This is a genomic window from Promicromonospora panici, assembly GCF_900608595.1.
Classification (GTDB): Bacteria; Actinomycetota; Actinomycetes; order Actinomycetales; family Cellulomonadaceae; genus Promicromonospora; species Promicromonospora panici.
This window is the reverse complement of the sequence record NZ_UWYY01000020.1, coordinates 34,431-48,391: the sequence shown is the minus strand read 5'-3', so window position 1 is coordinate 48,391 and position 13,961 is coordinate 34,431. Positions and strand designations below refer to the sequence as shown.

Genomic DNA, 13,961 nt, shown 5'->3' with positions numbered 1-13,961 from the left:
GCGCCAGGGGCAGGTCAACGGGGAGAACTGCCCCTGGACACGGTCCTGGCCGCTGCCTCTGGTGCCGAGAGGTGTGGTCATTCCTGCAGGTCCACGACGACCACCGTCGGTCCCGGCCGGGACGATCGCGCGGTTGAGCAGGTTGCGGTCGGAGTGCGAGAGCGCCTCCTCCTCGGTGAGGCGCCCCTCCTCGATCAGTGCGGCGACGACTGTGGTCCCGGGTCAGCTGCTCGGCCCGGCCTTGTCAAGGGCGACCCGTCCTACCTGCGTCGCGGTACCGGGATCCGGTCCAGGTCGGCTGCAACGGTGAGGTCGCCGTCGAACATGGTGCGGGCCTCCTTCTCGAACTCCGTCGGGTCGGTGTACCGCTGCGAGAAGTGGGTCAGTACGAGGCTGCGCACCCCGCACCGGGCGGCCACGGTCGCCGCCTGCAGGGCGGTCAGGTGTCCGTGGTCGCGGGCCAGGTTCCGGTCGCGGTCCAGGAACGTCGACTCGATGACGAGCAGGTCCACGCCGTCCGCCAGGCTCTCCACGGCCGCGCACATCCGGGTGTCCATGACGAATGCGAACGACTGTCCCGGACGCGGGTCGCTGACGTCCTCGACCCGGACCGTGCCGCGCGCCGTCCGCAGCGTGCCTTCCCGGGCCAGGCGTCCGACGTCGGGCCCGGTGATACCCGCGGCCGCCAGCCGGTCGGGGTCCATGCGCCGGCCGTCGGGCTCGTCGAGCCGGTAGCCGTACGCCTCCAGGGAGTGGTCGAGGCGCGCCGCGCGCAGCGTCGCCGGGCCGTGCAGCTCGCCGGGCACCCGCGGCACGACGCCGTCCCTGGTCAGCCCTTGCAGGGCCAGGCGTTCCTGGTGGTAGTAGGCCGTGGCGTCGCACAGCGCCTCGACCCAGCGCCGGCCGGACGCAGGGAACGTCACCGGCACGGTGTGCGGCACGGCGTCGAGGCTGATGCGCTGCACGACACCGGCCAGGCCGAGGCTGTGGTCGCCGTGCAGGTGCGTGATCGCGATCCGCGTCAGGTCCGTCGCGGAGATCCCGGCGTACAGCAGCTGGCGCTGGGTGCCCTCGCCGGGGTCGAACAGGATGACCTCGTCGTCCCAGAACAGGGCGTAGCCGTTGTGGTTGCGGGTGCGCGTCGGCACCTGGCTGGCAGTGCCGAGCGTCACGAGCTCCCGGCTCGAGACGCGGTGGTTGGCGGGGCGCTGGAACACGTTCGCATTGTGTCCCAACGCGCCGGAACCGACACGCGAAATCACCGGGCGTGCACCGCCGGCACCAACTTCCGAAAGATCACCCGCAGCCTGGCAACGCGTTCAGCGGGTCACACCCATACTTGGCCTGCGCCAGTACGAGAACCGCCCAGACGAATCCGAGCAGCATGGCTCCGCCGACGAGGATGTTGAGGACGGGGTAGGTTCCGTCCTGGAGCACCGGCGCCAGCGCCAGTGCCGCTCCGGCGAGCAGGCAGCCCAGTGTCACAATGGTAATTGGGCTGGTCAGAGCGTCGGATGCGGAGGGCTCCAGCCACCCGAACCGATCCCCCAGAAGCACCAGCGCCACGTACGGAAGAGCGAACCCCAGCGCCGCGATCGCACGCCAGTCCATCACCGAGAGCTTCGACAACACCGTGACCTCCCTTTTGACCCACCCCAGACGGTGGCCAAACACCCTCTACAAGTGTTAATAATCGGGGGGCGGCCCGCCAGCTTTGGCAGTGATTTTCACGAAATCCGACATATTCGTACGATCTCCACTTTCGGGACTCTCGCACTGATGGCACTCTGTGGCGCGTCGTAGCGCTACCGGCGGCACGGCTGTCGAGAAAGGACGCGCATGGCGAGGGATGAACGCGTAGGCAAGCCTGCGTACGCAGCGGTGTCGACAAGGATCACCGGCATCGAGGTCGCTCGTGCGCGCCTGCGGGAGATCGCTGTCGTGCGCATAGACGAGCGCGGCGCCGTCGTCGACGAGTGGTCCGCGGTGCTGCACCCCGACGGCGCGTGGATCGCGCTCGCCGACGTCGCCTCCACCCTGCGCGAGCGCCTGTCGCAGATGGCGATCGTGACGCACAACGGCCGGCTCGGCATCGAGGTGCTGCGGGCGGAGCTGGCCCACCTGGGATGGCAGCTTCCCACGTTCGCTCAGATGACGACGCTCGACGCGAGCTACCACTACCTGCCGGGACTGGCGCACCGCCGCCTGTCGGACTGCTGCACCGCCGCAGGAGTCCCGTTCGAGGGCGGCGGCAGCCCACCGCACACCAGCCCGGTGAACGAGGCGCGCGCCACCGCCGGCCTGCTGTCCCGGTTCGTGCAGAGCGTGGGCGGGGTGCCGGACCTGCCCGAGCTGCTGCAGGTCACTCTGCGCGCCTGGGTCTACCCCTGGCCCGAGGGGCCCAGCCGGGTGGCCAAGGCTCCGCGCCCGTGGCCGGGCCGCCGCGGACCGGGCATCCTGACGATGCTCGGCGGGCAGCCGCTCGCGGACGCCATCTCCGCCGTCGCGGACGTGCACACCCACGGCTACCTCGCGCTCGTCGCGGAGACGCTCCAGGACGGCCGGCTCACGCCCGAGACCGCCGCCGGGCTGGCCGACACCGAGCCGCTCTACCGGCTCACGCCCGAGGCGGCGTCCGGCATCCGTAGGAAGTTCTTCGACGCGCTCGTGCACCAGGCGATCGAGGCCGACCGCTACCACCTGGAGGCCCGCCAGGAGCTGTGGCGCGTCGCGGACACGCTCGGCTGCCCTCGGGACGCGGTGATCGAGCCGATCGTCGAGGCGACACCTGTCGAGTTCCCCAAGCTGGTCGACGAGTCGGGCGCCAAGAAGCCCACGGACGGTCGCAGCGTCGCGACCCCCGCGCAGATGCGTGCCTGGGCCATCGCCAACGGGTTCGACGTCGAGGGGTACATCCGGCTGCCGTGGTCGATCGTGCGGGCCTTCGAGGAGGCACACGCGGAGCCGGTCGACCGGACGGCGCATGCGGCCGCGCGGGATGGGGCCCAGCAGGACAAGGCTGCACAGGACCAGGCGACGAAGGGCCAGGCGCTTACCGACCAGACGCTGCACGACCTGTCGGTGCCCGACCCGCCGGCGCGCGAAGCCCGGCACGCGTCCGCCGAGCTGCGGCCCATCCTGCGGCCGACCCGGTCGGACCGCCGGCCCGGCGACGAGCCCGACCCGGACGAGGGTGTGCCCCAGCTCGAGTTCGACCGGCTGGAGACCCCGCCGATCGGCAACCCGGTGATCTGACCCGGCCCACGATGGGCTGACTCGTGTCCAGCCCCGAGGTCAGGCGTCCGGGAAGCCTCGCGGGTTCTTGGACTGCCAGCGCCAGGTGTCGGCGCACATGTCGTCGATCGTCTTGGTCGCGTGCCAGCCCAGCTCGGTGTTCGCGCGCGTCGGATCGGCCCAGAACGCGGGCAGGTCACCGGCCCGGCGCGGCCCGAACTCATAGGGCAGCTCGCGACCGACCGCACGCTCGAAGGCCTTCAGCAGCTGCAGCACCGACGTCCCCGTGCCCGTGCCCAGGTTGAACGCGCGCGCCGGCTCGGCCATGTCGTCGAGGTGCTCGAGCGCGGCGACGTGCCCGGCCGCTAGGTCGGTCACGTGCAGGTAGTCACGCTCGGCCGTGCCGTCCGCCGTCGGGTAGTCGTTCCCGAACACCGTCAGCTTGTCGCGGCGTCCGACCGCTACCTGCGCGATGAACGGCATCAGGTTGTTCGGGATGCCCTGCGGGTCCTCGCCGATGTCGCCGCTCTCGTGCGCGCCCACCGGGTTGAAGTAGCGCAGCAGCGCCACCTTCCAGCCCTCGGAGATCTGCGCGATATCCGTCAGGACCCGTTCGATCATCACCTTGGTCTGCCCGTACGGCGACGAGGAGGACAGGTGCTCGTAGTCCTCCCGGTACGGCACCGGGGCCTTCTCCCCGTACACCGTGGCCGACGACGAGAACACCAGCTTCGTCACGCCGTACTTCGTCATCGACGTGGCCAGGGCGAACGTCGAGTCGAGGTTGTTGCGGTAGTACTCCAGCGGCTTCGTCACCGACTCCCCCACCGCCTTGAACCCCGCGAAGTGGATGACCGCGTCGATCCGCTCGTGCGCGAACAGCGCCTCGGTCTTGTCGGCGTCGGTCAGATTGAAGCCGTGGAACGGGATCTCGCGACCGGCGAGCGCCTCCAGGCGGCCCTTGACCGAGGGCTTCGAGTTGGAGAAGTCGTCGACCACCACGACGTCGTGACCAGCGGCAACCAGGGCGAGGACGGTGTGCGAGCCGATATAGCCGGCCCCACCCGAGACGAGTACGCGCATGATCCCAAACTACCGGTCGACACGCCGCAACAGGGGCAGTGCCCAGCCCACGGGACGGGCCGCCGCGCCCCGCGTCGCTCCCTGACCTGCACCAGCACGCCCGTTACCCTCACCACGTGGCGTACACCGAGCAGCGCACCGACTCCGACGGACGCACCGGCTACATCGGCCGGTTCCGGGTCGACGGGCGCCTGCGCAGCACCCGCCGCTTCACCGTCAAGCGCGAGGCGCTCGCGGAGGCCCGGCGCCAGGAGGAGGCAGGCAAGCACGCCGAGTGGGTGGATCCGGCCTCCAGCCGTGTCACCGTCGCGCAGTGGTTCGCCACCTGGCAGGAGTCCCGCGTCGACCGCGCGCCGCGCACGATCGAGGCCGAGCGCGAGCGCTTCCGTTCCCTGGTGGAGCCCGCTTTCGGCGATCGGCCGCTGCGGCAGGTCACGCACGAGGACGTCGCCCGCTGGGCCGCCACCATGACCTCCCCCACCACCGGCGAGACCGCCTCCCCGGCCAGGCGCCGCGACGCCGCCCGCCTCCTGGTCGCGCTGCTCGACGCAGCCGTCGACGCCCGGCGCCTGCGCACGAACCCCGCGCGGACGCCGTCGGGCAAGGTGCCCACCCTGCCCCGTGCACCGAAGACCAAGCCGCACCGCTACCTCTCCCACGAGCAGCTGCGGCGCGTGGCGGACGCGGCCGCCTCCCCGCAGACGCGCACGCTGGTCCTGCTCACGGCCCTGACCGGCCTGCGCTGGGGCGAGGTCAGCGCGCTGACCGTGGCCGACGTCGACCCGCTGCGCCGCCGGGTCCGCGTCACCAAGGCCTTCACCCGCCTCGACGACGGCACCCTCCTGCTCGGCGACACCAAGACGCACGCCCGCCGGGAGGTCCCCCTGCCGGCGACACTCGTCGACGCGGTCGCGGTGCAGGCCGCCGGCCGCGCGCCCGCTGACCTCTTGTTCACCGGGACCCGCGGCGGCCCGCTGCGCCGCGAGAGCTTCGACCGGTCCGCGTTCCGGCCCGCCGTCGGCGCGGCCGGCCGCGCCGTCCACTCGCTGCGCGAGGCCCTGGGGCTGCCCGGCTCCGGCCTGTACGACGACGGCGTGGTCACCGCGGTCCGCCGTCTCCAGTCCGACGGCGGTATCGAGCCCACGGGCGTCTGCGACCCGACGACCTGGTCCCTGGTGTCCGACGCCGACCGGGCGCACCGCGACCGGCGGACGCCCGCACTGACCCGCGGGGAGAAGGCGAGCCGCACCCGGCTGCTGAACGCCCTGTCGCGGACCACGCTCGGGCCGGGCGCCGAGGACTTCGACACGCTCACGCTGCACGACCTGCGCCACACCGCCGCATCGCTCGCCATCTCCGGCGGGGCCACCGTCAAGGCGGTGCAGCGGATGCTCGGGCACGAGTCTCCGGTGCTCACCCTGTCGACGTACGCGGGCCTGTTCGAGGACGACCTGGACGCGCTGGGCGACACGATGAGCGCGGCGTTCCAGGCGGCCGCCGTCGGGCCGGGGCTCGCGCCGGGCGGGTCGGGCGCGCCTGCGGAAGCAACCGCGAGCGTCACCGCGATCGGGGCCGGCGGGCGGGCCCGGGCCGCCGTCTGACGTGGCTCCGAAGCGCAGCGCCAGACCCTCCGTGAAGTTTCTGCGAAGTCTTGTCTGCGCATCAGGATCCTGATGTCGAGACGATCCAGCCGGCTCCGTCCTAGGGTCGGAGGGCGCGAACAGCGTCCCTGACGCAGGGCCGACGACGGCCCTCGACCAAGGAGAAAATCATGGCGAAGTACCTGCTGCTCAAGCACTACCGCCGCAGCGGCCCCGCGCCCGTTCCCGGCACGGACGCACCGATGGACGAGTGGACGCCCGAGGAGATCACGGCGCACATCGACTACATGCGCCGGTTCGCCGAGAAGCTGACGGAGCGCGGTGAGTTCGTCAGCGAGAGCGCGCTCCTGCCGGAGGGCACGTTCGTCCGGTACGACGGCGAGGGCAGGCCGCCGGTGACGGACGGGCCGTTCGCGGAGACCAAGGACCTGATCGCGGGCTTCATGATCATCGACGTCGAGTCCCAGGAGCGGGCCTACGAGGCCGCCGCCGAGCTGTCCGCGGCGCCCGGCCAGGGCGGGCGCCCGATCTACGAGTGGCTCGAGGTCCGGCCGTTCCTGACCGAGTCGCTGACCACGGCCGAGTAAGCCGGACGACAGCATGCACGAGGACCAGGTGAACGACCTGATGCGGACGCTGGCGCCGCAGGTCCTGGGCGTCCTCGTCCGGCGCGGAGCGGACTTCGGAGGCGCCGAGGACGCCGTGCAGGAGGCGCTCATCGAGGCCGTGCGCCACTGGCCCGACAGCCCGCCCGACGACCCGAAGGCGTGGCTCCTGCGGGTCGCCGGCCGCAAGCTCATCGACGCCCAGCGTTCCGAGGCGGCCCGACGGCGGCGGGAGGAACGCGTCGGCGACGAGCCGCCGCCGGGACCCACCGAGCAGGCGGACGACACGCTGCTCCTGCTGAGCCGCTGCTGCCATCCGGCGCTGAGCCCGGCGTCGGCGATCGCCCTGACCCTGCGTGCCGTCGGAGGGCTCACCACCGCACAGATCGCCCGCGCCTTCCTGGTCCCCGAGGCGACGATGGCCCAGCGGATCTCCCGCGCGAAGCGGACCATCAGCGGCGAGCGGTTCGACACGCCTGGCGACGTCCGCGCCGTGCTGCACGTGCTGTACCTGATCTTCAACGAGGGGTTCACCGGCGAGATCTCGCTGGCCGACGAGGCGATCCGGCTGACCCGCCAGCTCGTCGCCGCCGAGGCCGCCGAGCCGCTGCGCATGGACCCCGAGATCGCCGGGCTGCTCGCGCTGATGCTGCTGCACCACGCCCGCCGGGCCGCCCGGTACACGGCCTCGGGCGAGCTGGTGCCGCTGGACCAGCAGGACCGGTCGCTGTGGGACACCTCGATGATCGCGGAGGGTGTCGCCGTCCTGCAGGGCGCCCTGGCCCGCGACCGCCTCGGCGAGTACCAGGCCCAGGCCGCGATCGCCGCCCTGCACGACGACGCCCCCACCGCCGACGAGACCGACTGGCCGCAGATCCTGGAGTGGTACGACGAGCTCACCCGGCTCACGGACAGCCCTGTCGTCGCGCTCAACCGGGCCGTCGCCGTCGGACAGGTCGACGGCCCGCGCGCCGGGCTCGCCGCCCTGGCCGACGTCGACCCGAGCCTGTCCCGGTGGGACGCCGTGGCGGCCCACCTGTACGAGCGGGCCGACGACGTCCCCCGGGCGATCGAGCACTACCTAACCGCCGCGGACCGGGCGAGCAGCAAGGCGGAGCTGACCCACCTCATCAAGCAGGCGGCGCGGCTGCGGGCTCGGGCCTGAGCCCGCAGCGGCCCGTTCATGACGCCGGCAGCTCATGACGGCGGCACGCCCGGCGGGTCGCCCGCAGGTAGAGGGCGGTGAGCGGAGCCAGCGCCAGCCCCCAGACGGTGAAGCAGACGTAGACCATGGTGAACGCCCACCCGGCGATCTCGACGTCGCCGGTCGGGGGCGCCGTCACCAGGAGGAAGACGCCGACCACGCTGACCGGCACCAGCATCAGCGAGCCGATCACCCCGAACGCCGCGGTCACCGTGCGCACCACGGCGCCCCGAGCGCTCGTCGGGACGACGCCCGCACCCATCACGAGCGAGACGGCCACGGACACCGCCGTCAGCACCACCGTGTCGCCGAAGCCGGGTGAGAGGAAGGTGACGTCGTCGAAAGCGCTGCCTGTGAGCCCGATCCGTGCGCCGAGGCCCCAGGCGAGCTTGAGCGCGGCGTAGGGCAGGACGGCGAGCACCGCGACCGTCGCCAGCAGGCGAAGGGCCCGGCGCACCCCGTCGCCGACGACGGGCGGCTCGGCAGCGGCTCGCCCGCACCGTGCGCACAGTCCGCGTCGCGACCGGCGCTGCGTCACCAGCCAGGCCAGCACGAACGAGCTCGCGACGACCACGGCCAGATGTGCGCCGGCCGTCGCCCAGGGGATCTCGAACTCGAAGGAGCCGCCGACGCCCGTGACCAGGTTGACGACCCCGACCACGAGCATGAGCACCGAGTGCGGCACGGCGAGCAGGCTCCCGCTCAGCATCCCCGCCCCCGTGCCCGCGGCGAGGAGCGTGCGCCACCGCGGGGCGGGCCGTCCGGTGGGCAGCACGAGCAGCACTGTGGCGGCGGCCATGACGGCGGCGAACCACCTCGGTGCGGTGGGCATCGCGACGGGATCAGGGACTCCCGCGAGCTCGATCGCCGTCAATGCGGCAGCGGCGAGCAGACAGGTGAGGACGACGGCCCGGGAGACGAGCCGGACGACGTCCGGCACGGTGTGCGGTTCGGTGTGCGGTTCGGTGTGCGATCGCGGACACGGATCTGCGTGGGTGTTACCTCCGTGGGCGTTCGGTGTGTTGTTCATGCTCACGAGCGTGCTCGGCCACCGAGCGGCACTGCTCCCGCCGTCGGGTGAACCCGCTCCCCCGTACGGGGGAACTCGTGGCACGGCTGCCAGGGCCGGGACCGGTCGGGTTGCCGGGCGCTCTGCGGGTCAGGGCAGCGGGTCACGCTGGTCGAGGTACGCCTGCAATGCCGCGGCCCCGGCGAGCAGCGCCCGTCCGCGGGCGGCCAGGCCTGCGTGCCAGCCGGCCAGGGTGGCCTCCAGCGGCTCCAGACCGCCTGCGGTCCGCACCTGGGCGATCAGCGGGGCTATCTGCTCGAGCAGGTAACCGCCGCGCCGGAGCTGGTGAGCCAGCTGGGCGTCCCGCACGTCGGCCTCGTCGTAGACGCGGTAACCCGTCTGCGGGTCCCGCCGCGGGCGGACCAGCCCCGCACGCTCCCACGTGCGCAGCGTCGCGGGCCGGATCCGAAGCTTCCGCGCCAGCGGTCCGATGAAGGTCTCGCGGGGGCCGGGCGCGGGCACCGGCCCGGACCCGCGCCCGCGCCCCGGTTCGAGCCCGGTGGACTCCAGGTCGCGCAGCGCACGCTCGACGGCCTGGAGGGTCCGGCGGTCGTCGAGGAGCTGGGCGTGGCTCTCGTCGATCAGGCGGAACGCGTCCGCGTCCGCGCCGTCGTGCACGGCCCGCATGATCGCCGTCGCCGTCCGGTGGCCGTGACCCGGAACCAGGGCGAGGAAAGCACGCAGCGCCTGCGCGTGCTGCGGGGTGTAGGTGCGATACCCGTGGGCTGTGCGGGCCGCGGCCGGCAGGATGCCCGCCTCCTCGTAGTTCCGGACCGCCTGCGTGGACAGACCGTGCTCACGCGCCAGGTCGACCGGCCTCAGCCGAACGTCGCTTTGAAGGTTCTGCGCCATCATCCCGCCCATATCAGGCCAGTGTCGGGCCTAGGTCTCAACCGATCCTTCAACGATACCGTTGAGGGAATGGCAACAGATATCAAGGACACCCTTCATCCCGTCGACCCCGAGGCGATCATGCGCCTGCTCGGGACCCGGCCACGGCTGCTGGCACTCGGTGAGCCCACCCATGGCGCGGAGACCCTGCTCGGCCTGCGCAACGAGCTGTTCCGGCAGCTCGTCGAACGGGAGGGCTACCGGACCATCGCCCTCGAGGTCGACTGCCTCGGCGGCCTGCTCGTGGACGACTACATCACCCGTGCGGGCGACCCCGACCTCGGCCTGGACGAGGTCATGGAACGCGGCTTCAGCCACGAGTGGGGCGCCTTCCCGGGCAACCGCGAGCTGGTGCGCTGGATGCGCGCTCACAACGAGGGCCTGCCCGCACCCGACCGGGTCCGCTTCGCCGGGTTCGACGGGCCGCTCGAGATCACGGGCGGCGCGAGCCCCCGGCCCGTGCTCACCGCGCTCCACGAGTACCTGTCCGCGCGGGTCGACGCCGACCTGCTGCCGTGCACCGCAGAGGCGCTCGACCGGATGATCGGCGCCGACGCCCGCTGGACCGACCCGGACGCGATGCTGGACCCGTCCCGGTCCGTCGGGCAGTCCGCGGAGGCTCGTGAGCTGCGGCTGCTCGCCGACGACCTGGTGGCCCTCCTCGACGCGCAGGCCCCGCACCTGATCGCCACGTCGTCACCGGAGGCGTGGGAGCGGGTGCGGCTGTTCGGGCGCACCGCCACCGGGCTGCTGCGCTACCACTTCTGGCTGGCCGACACCTCGCCCGGACGTATGACGTGGCTGCTCGGCGTGCGGGACGCGATGATGGCGGCGAACCTGCACGCCCTGGCCGAGCGCGCGCCTACGCTGGCGTACGGCCACAACAGCCACCTCCAGCGCAGCCCGAGCGAAATGACCATGTGGGGGCACCCGCGACTGGAGTGGTGGGGCGCAGGGGCGCTGGTGAGCGCACGGGCCGGTGCCGGCTACGGCTTCCTGGCCACCGCGCTCGGCACGATCCCAGAACACGGTGTGGGCGCCCCCGCGCCGGACACCGTCGAGGGAATGCTCTACGCCCAGCTCCAGGAGGCCCAGCTCCAGGAGGCTCCGCTCGACGAGACCCTGCTCGACGAGATCCTGCCGCGGGCCGGCGCCGTCGTCGACGCCCCGCGGCTGGCCGCCGCCCTGGGCGCGCCGCCGCCTGCCCGCGTATCTCCCTGGTACGGCTACGCCCCGCTCAGCCCGGCCCACCTCGCGAAGGCCGACGGGATCGTGTTCGTCAAGGACGTCCTGCAGCGGTAGCCACCGCGTCGTGCACGCGGCCGACGACAGGCGCCCGGCCGCGTTCATGCATACCGTCGAAGCGAGGCCGGGACAACAGGGGCGACGTCGCCCACCGCGTGCAGGAGGGTCGATGACGGACGACACAGCCAACGCTCCACCCGACGTCTGGTCCGCGCTGGTGGTGGAGGACGACCCCGACGCGGGGGCGTTCGCCCGTACGGTCCTCGAGAAACGCGCAGGCATGCGAGTCGTCGTGGCCGCGGACGCCGACGCCGCGCTGGCCGCGCTGCGGGCCGAGCATTTCGACCTCGTGGTGATCGACGTCGAGCTGCCCGGGCGCTCCGGCCTGCAGATCCTGCCGGAGGTGCACCGGCTGGCCGCGGGGGTCCCCGTCATCATCCTGACCGCGCACAACCGCGTCGACTACGCCGTGGGCGCCCTGCGTGGCGACGTGGACGACTTCCTGGTCAAGCCCGTCGACGTCGGGCTGCTCGCCTCGCGGGCGACCATGCTGGTGCGCCGGGGCAGGCAGCGCCGGGAGGAGAATCGGACGAAGACCGTGCTGGCGGTGGGCGCCCACCCGGACGATGTAGAGATCGGCGTGGGCGGCACCCTCGCCGCCCACGCGAGCGCCGGCGACCAGCTGGTGATCCTGACGTTGTCGGGTGGCTCGCTGGGTGGGGATCCGGAGGCGCGGCACAAGGAGTCGCGAGCCGCCGCGGAGATCGTGGGCGCGCAGCTCATCGCCCTGGGCTTCGAGGACTCGCACCTGGACCCGGCGTCGGGTCCGATCACGGCGGTGGAGGAGGTGGTCCGGGAGGTGGGCCCTGACCAGGTCTACACGCACAGCAACCATGACCGGCACCAGGACCATCGAGCGGTGCACCAGGCCGTGCAGGTCGCGACCCGGGAGGTGCGAGACCTGGCGTGCTTCCAGAGCCCTTCGTCGACCGTCGACTACCGGCCCAATCGATTCGTGGACATCGCCGAGCACCTGGAGACCAAGCTGGCGATGCTGCGGGCGTTCGAGTCGCAGTCCCACCGGGACTACCTGGCGGAGGACCTCGTGCGGGCCACCGCCCGCTACTGGGCGCGGTTCACGACGGGCCGGTACGCGGAGCCGCTGGAGACCGTGCGCTCCACGCTGCGGCTCCCGCACGCACCCGGCGGGCTGCCCGGGGATCCGGGGCACGGGTGAGCACGAGGAGGGACGCCGAGGCAGGGCTCGTCGACGCGGCGACCGGCCATGCGATCTTCGCGACCGATGACGACGGTGTGGTGGTCGTCTTCAGCCGCGGCGCCGAGATCCTGCTGGGCTACCCGCGTGACGAGGTGCTGGGCAGCCACGTCACCCGCATCCTCGACGAGGAGGAGCTGCGGGCCGCGCTCGCGGGCGACCTGGACACGGACGCCCCGGCGCCTCGCGACCGGACGCTGCGCCGTCGCGACGGCGTGCCTGTCCTGGCCCAGGTCGTGGTGACCCGCGGACCCGACGTCGAGGGCGCCCCGGCGGGACACCTGTTCGTCGCCATCGACGTGACCGAGCGGCGCAGGGCCGAGCGGCTCCAGGACGAGCTCATCGCTCAGTTCGGCCACGATCTGCGGTCGCCGCTGACCTCGGTGGTCGGGTACGCCCAGCTCCTGGACGCGGAGCCCCTGACCGACGAGCAGCACGCGTACGTGAATGCCATCGAACGTAACGGACGGCGCCTGCTGGACCTGATCAACGAGCTGCAGGCCGAGAAGCCGTGATCGAGGTCGCCAGTAGCTCCCTCAGCGGGTGAACCAGGGTCACTGTGACTCCGCCGGCGATGACCCTGCCGGCGATGACTCCGGCGACGGGCTCGTCGGCGGAAGCTCGGTCCACACATCGCTGAGCGCGGCCCAGTACGCATCGGACATCAGGTCGTACGGAGTGACGTTGACCGACGTGATGCCGTGCGCCTGGACGGCGCGGACCGCGCCGGCCATGTCCTGCGGCGAGATCCTGCCCCTCGGCCCTGCACGGTGGTCCCAGAGGCCCACGGACATGGTGAAGCCGTCGGCCGGGGCATCGGCGTCCGCGAGTGCCGCGGCGACCGTTTCGAGCTCGGCGGCCGTCCGGTTGTCGCTGGCGAGATAGGCCCACAGCACGAGCCGGTCGGCGTGCTCGGCGAGCAGGGGGTAGCTGAGGCCGGCCTCGGGCCTGCCCGCTTCCGGGTCTTCCCAGTTGATCAGGACGTCCATCGCGAGGGTGGGTCGTTTTCCGGTCTCGGCGGCCACGTCGTCCAGCACGTCGCCCGCGCGGTCCAGGAAGTCGGCGAGCACCCGTGATCGCCAGTCGGCGATCTCGGGCGCTTCCTCGTTGATGCTCCCGTCCGGCAGGCGCGGCCAGTCGTGCGCGCCGGTCATCTCCCGGTACAGGGCCGCGTCGTCGTCGCCGAAGGTCTCGTCGTCGAACTTGAGCTCCGTGAAGGTGATCTGGTCGGGCTGGTAGCGGCGGGCCAGCTCCCCCACGAGCTCGAGGTAGCGCTTGCCGACGGGGCCGTGGTGCACCGCGCTGGCCGACGGCGTGTACCGCGAGCGGGAACCGTCCTCCGCCACGCCGGCGACCGAGGGCTCGTTCTCGATCCAGCGGGGAATCAGGGCGTCGATGACGAGGTCGACCAGTCGTGGCTCGTCGCCGGGCCCCCGTGCCGTCTCGGCGATCGCGTGGGCCAGGTGGTCGCGGCCCGACTCCGCCGCGGTCTCGGGGTGGGCGTCCCAGTCGAACGCGACGAACTCCGGCCGGCCTGCCGCGAGCGTGACCGCGTTGGCGTTCACCGCCTCGAGCCGCTGCCTGACGGCATCCCAGTCCTGCTCCGGATCCGCCACGTCCTCGATGCCGAAGCTGATCGAATGCATGTCGGGTGCGCGCACCAGGGGGCGGTCCACGGTGGGTGGGACGGGACCCGAGCACGTGGCGAGAGCGCTGGCGAGGGCCGCGACAGCGACGGTCGTCATGGCCCGGC

The 13,961-nt window shown here is 72.4% G+C and carries 13 protein-coding genes; 7 read left to right on the top strand and 6 right to left on the bottom strand.

What is annotated here, in order from left to right; translation table 11 throughout:
* Positions 1-260: 260 nt before the first annotated feature.
* Positions 261-1,217 carry a ribonuclease Z gene (locus EW117_RS22125; RefSeq protein WP_129788865.1) on the bottom strand — a complete coding sequence of 319 codons (957 nt, stop codon included), beginning with the start codon at positions 1,215-1,217 and terminating at the stop codon, positions 261-263.
* Positions 1,218-1,296: 79 nt separating this feature from the next.
* A complete protein-coding gene (locus EW117_RS22120; RefSeq protein WP_129788864.1) occupies positions 1,297-1,632 on the bottom strand; it encodes a hypothetical protein in 336 nt (111 codons plus the stop codon).
* A 207-nt stretch (positions 1,633-1,839) separates the two neighbouring features.
* Between EW117_RS22120 and EW117_RS22115 the strand changes: the two genes are divergently transcribed.
* On the top strand, positions 1,840-3,255 hold the full coding sequence (locus tag EW117_RS22115) for a 3'-5' exonuclease (protein ID WP_129788863.1): 1,416 nt from the start codon (positions 1,840-1,842) through the stop codon (positions 3,253-3,255).
* 39 nt (positions 3,256-3,294) lie between these two features.
* Here EW117_RS22115 and galE read toward each other — a convergent pair whose 3' ends face one another.
* Positions 3,295-4,317, bottom strand: a complete 1,023-nt coding sequence (gene galE, locus EW117_RS22110; RefSeq protein WP_129788862.1) for a UDP-glucose 4-epimerase GalE — start codon at positions 4,315-4,317, stop codon at positions 3,295-3,297.
* A 116-nt stretch (positions 4,318-4,433) separates the two neighbouring features.
* Here galE and EW117_RS22105 point away from each other — a divergent pair, with 116 nt between their 5' ends.
* The 3 genes from EW117_RS22105 (at position 4,434) to EW117_RS22095 (ending at position 7,688) form a co-directional block, all read left to right on the top strand.
* Complete coding sequence (locus EW117_RS22105) at positions 4,434-5,918, top strand: tyrosine-type recombinase/integrase (RefSeq protein ID WP_129788861.1); 1,485 nt, start codon at positions 4,434-4,436, stop codon at positions 5,916-5,918.
* Between the two features lie 170 nt (positions 5,919-6,088).
* Entirely contained in the window at positions 6,089-6,505 is a 417-nt protein-coding gene (locus EW117_RS22100) for a YciI family protein (protein WP_129788860.1), read from the top strand.
* Between the two features lie 13 nt (positions 6,506-6,518).
* A complete protein-coding gene (locus EW117_RS22095) occupies positions 6,519-7,688 on the top strand; it encodes an RNA polymerase sigma factor (RefSeq protein WP_129788859.1) in 1,170 nt (389 codons plus the stop codon).
* 16 nt (positions 7,689-7,704) lie between these two features.
* Here the strand turns inward: EW117_RS22095 and EW117_RS22090 are convergent, their stop codons facing one another.
* Together EW117_RS22090 and EW117_RS22085 are read right to left on the bottom strand one after the other, a co-directional pair.
* Complete coding sequence (locus tag EW117_RS22090) at positions 7,705-8,757, bottom strand: hypothetical protein (protein ID WP_129788858.1); 1,053 nt, start codon at positions 8,755-8,757, stop codon at positions 7,705-7,707.
* Positions 8,758-8,886: 129 nt separating this feature from the next.
* A complete protein-coding gene (locus tag EW117_RS22085; protein WP_242504445.1) occupies positions 8,887-9,660 on the bottom strand; it encodes a MerR family transcriptional regulator in 774 nt (257 codons plus the stop codon).
* Positions 9,661-9,717: 57 nt separating this feature from the next.
* Between EW117_RS22085 and EW117_RS22080 the strand changes: the two genes are divergently transcribed.
* The 3 genes from EW117_RS22080 to EW117_RS22070 all read left to right on the top strand — a co-directional run bounded on the left by EW117_RS22080 (position 9,718) and on the right by EW117_RS22070 (position 12,723).
* Entirely contained in the window at positions 9,718-10,989 is a 1,272-nt protein-coding gene (locus EW117_RS22080) for an erythromycin esterase family protein (RefSeq protein ID WP_129788856.1), read from the top strand.
* 112 nt (positions 10,990-11,101) lie between these two features.
* Complete coding sequence (locus EW117_RS22075) at positions 11,102-12,169, top strand: PIG-L family deacetylase (protein ID WP_129788855.1); 1,068 nt, start codon at positions 11,102-11,104, stop codon at positions 12,167-12,169.
* A complete protein-coding gene (locus EW117_RS22070; RefSeq protein ID WP_129788854.1) occupies positions 12,166-12,723 on the top strand; it encodes a histidine kinase dimerization/phospho-acceptor domain-containing protein in 558 nt (185 codons plus the stop codon). The genes EW117_RS22075 and EW117_RS22070 overlap by 4 nt, the downstream gene beginning before the upstream one ends.
* A gap of 39 nt (positions 12,724-12,762) precedes the next feature.
* Here EW117_RS22070 and EW117_RS22065 read toward each other — a convergent pair whose 3' ends face one another.
* On the bottom strand, positions 12,763-13,953 hold the full coding sequence (locus EW117_RS22065; protein ID WP_129788853.1) for a hypothetical protein: 1,191 nt from the start codon (positions 13,951-13,953) through the stop codon (positions 12,763-12,765).
* Between the last annotated feature and the right edge of the window lie 8 nt (positions 13,954-13,961).

Bases quoted from the DNA above. Each gene is read 5' to 3' on its own strand.
- EW117_RS22065 (WP_129788853.1), bottom strand. From the start codon at position 13,953: ATGACGACCGTCGCTGTCGCGGCCCTCGCCAGCGCTCTCGCCACGTGC.
- EW117_RS22100 (WP_129788860.1), top strand. From the start codon at position 6,089: ATGGCGAAGTACCTGCTGCTCAAGCACTACCGCCGCAGCGGCCCCGCG.
- EW117_RS22095 (WP_129788859.1), top strand. From the start codon at position 6,519: ATGCACGAGGACCAGGTGAACGACCTGATGCGGACGCTGGCGCCGCAG.
- EW117_RS22085 (WP_242504445.1), bottom strand. From the start codon at position 9,660: ATGGGCGGGATGATGGCGCAGAACCTTCAAAGCGACGTTCGGCTGAGG.
- EW117_RS22080 (WP_129788856.1), top strand. From the start codon at position 9,718: ATGGCAACAGATATCAAGGACACCCTTCATCCCGTCGACCCCGAGGCG.
- galE (WP_129788862.1), bottom strand. From the start codon at position 4,317: ATGCGCGTACTCGTCTCGGGTGGGGCCGGCTATATCGGCTCGCACACC.
- EW117_RS22115 (WP_129788863.1), top strand. From the start codon at position 1,840: ATGGCGAGGGATGAACGCGTAGGCAAGCCTGCGTACGCAGCGGTGTCG.
- EW117_RS22090 (WP_129788858.1), bottom strand. From the start codon at position 8,757: ATGAACAACACACCGAACGCCCACGGAGGTAACACCCACGCAGATCCG.
- EW117_RS22075 (WP_129788855.1), top strand. From the start codon at position 11,102: ATGACGGACGACACAGCCAACGCTCCACCCGACGTCTGGTCCGCGCTG.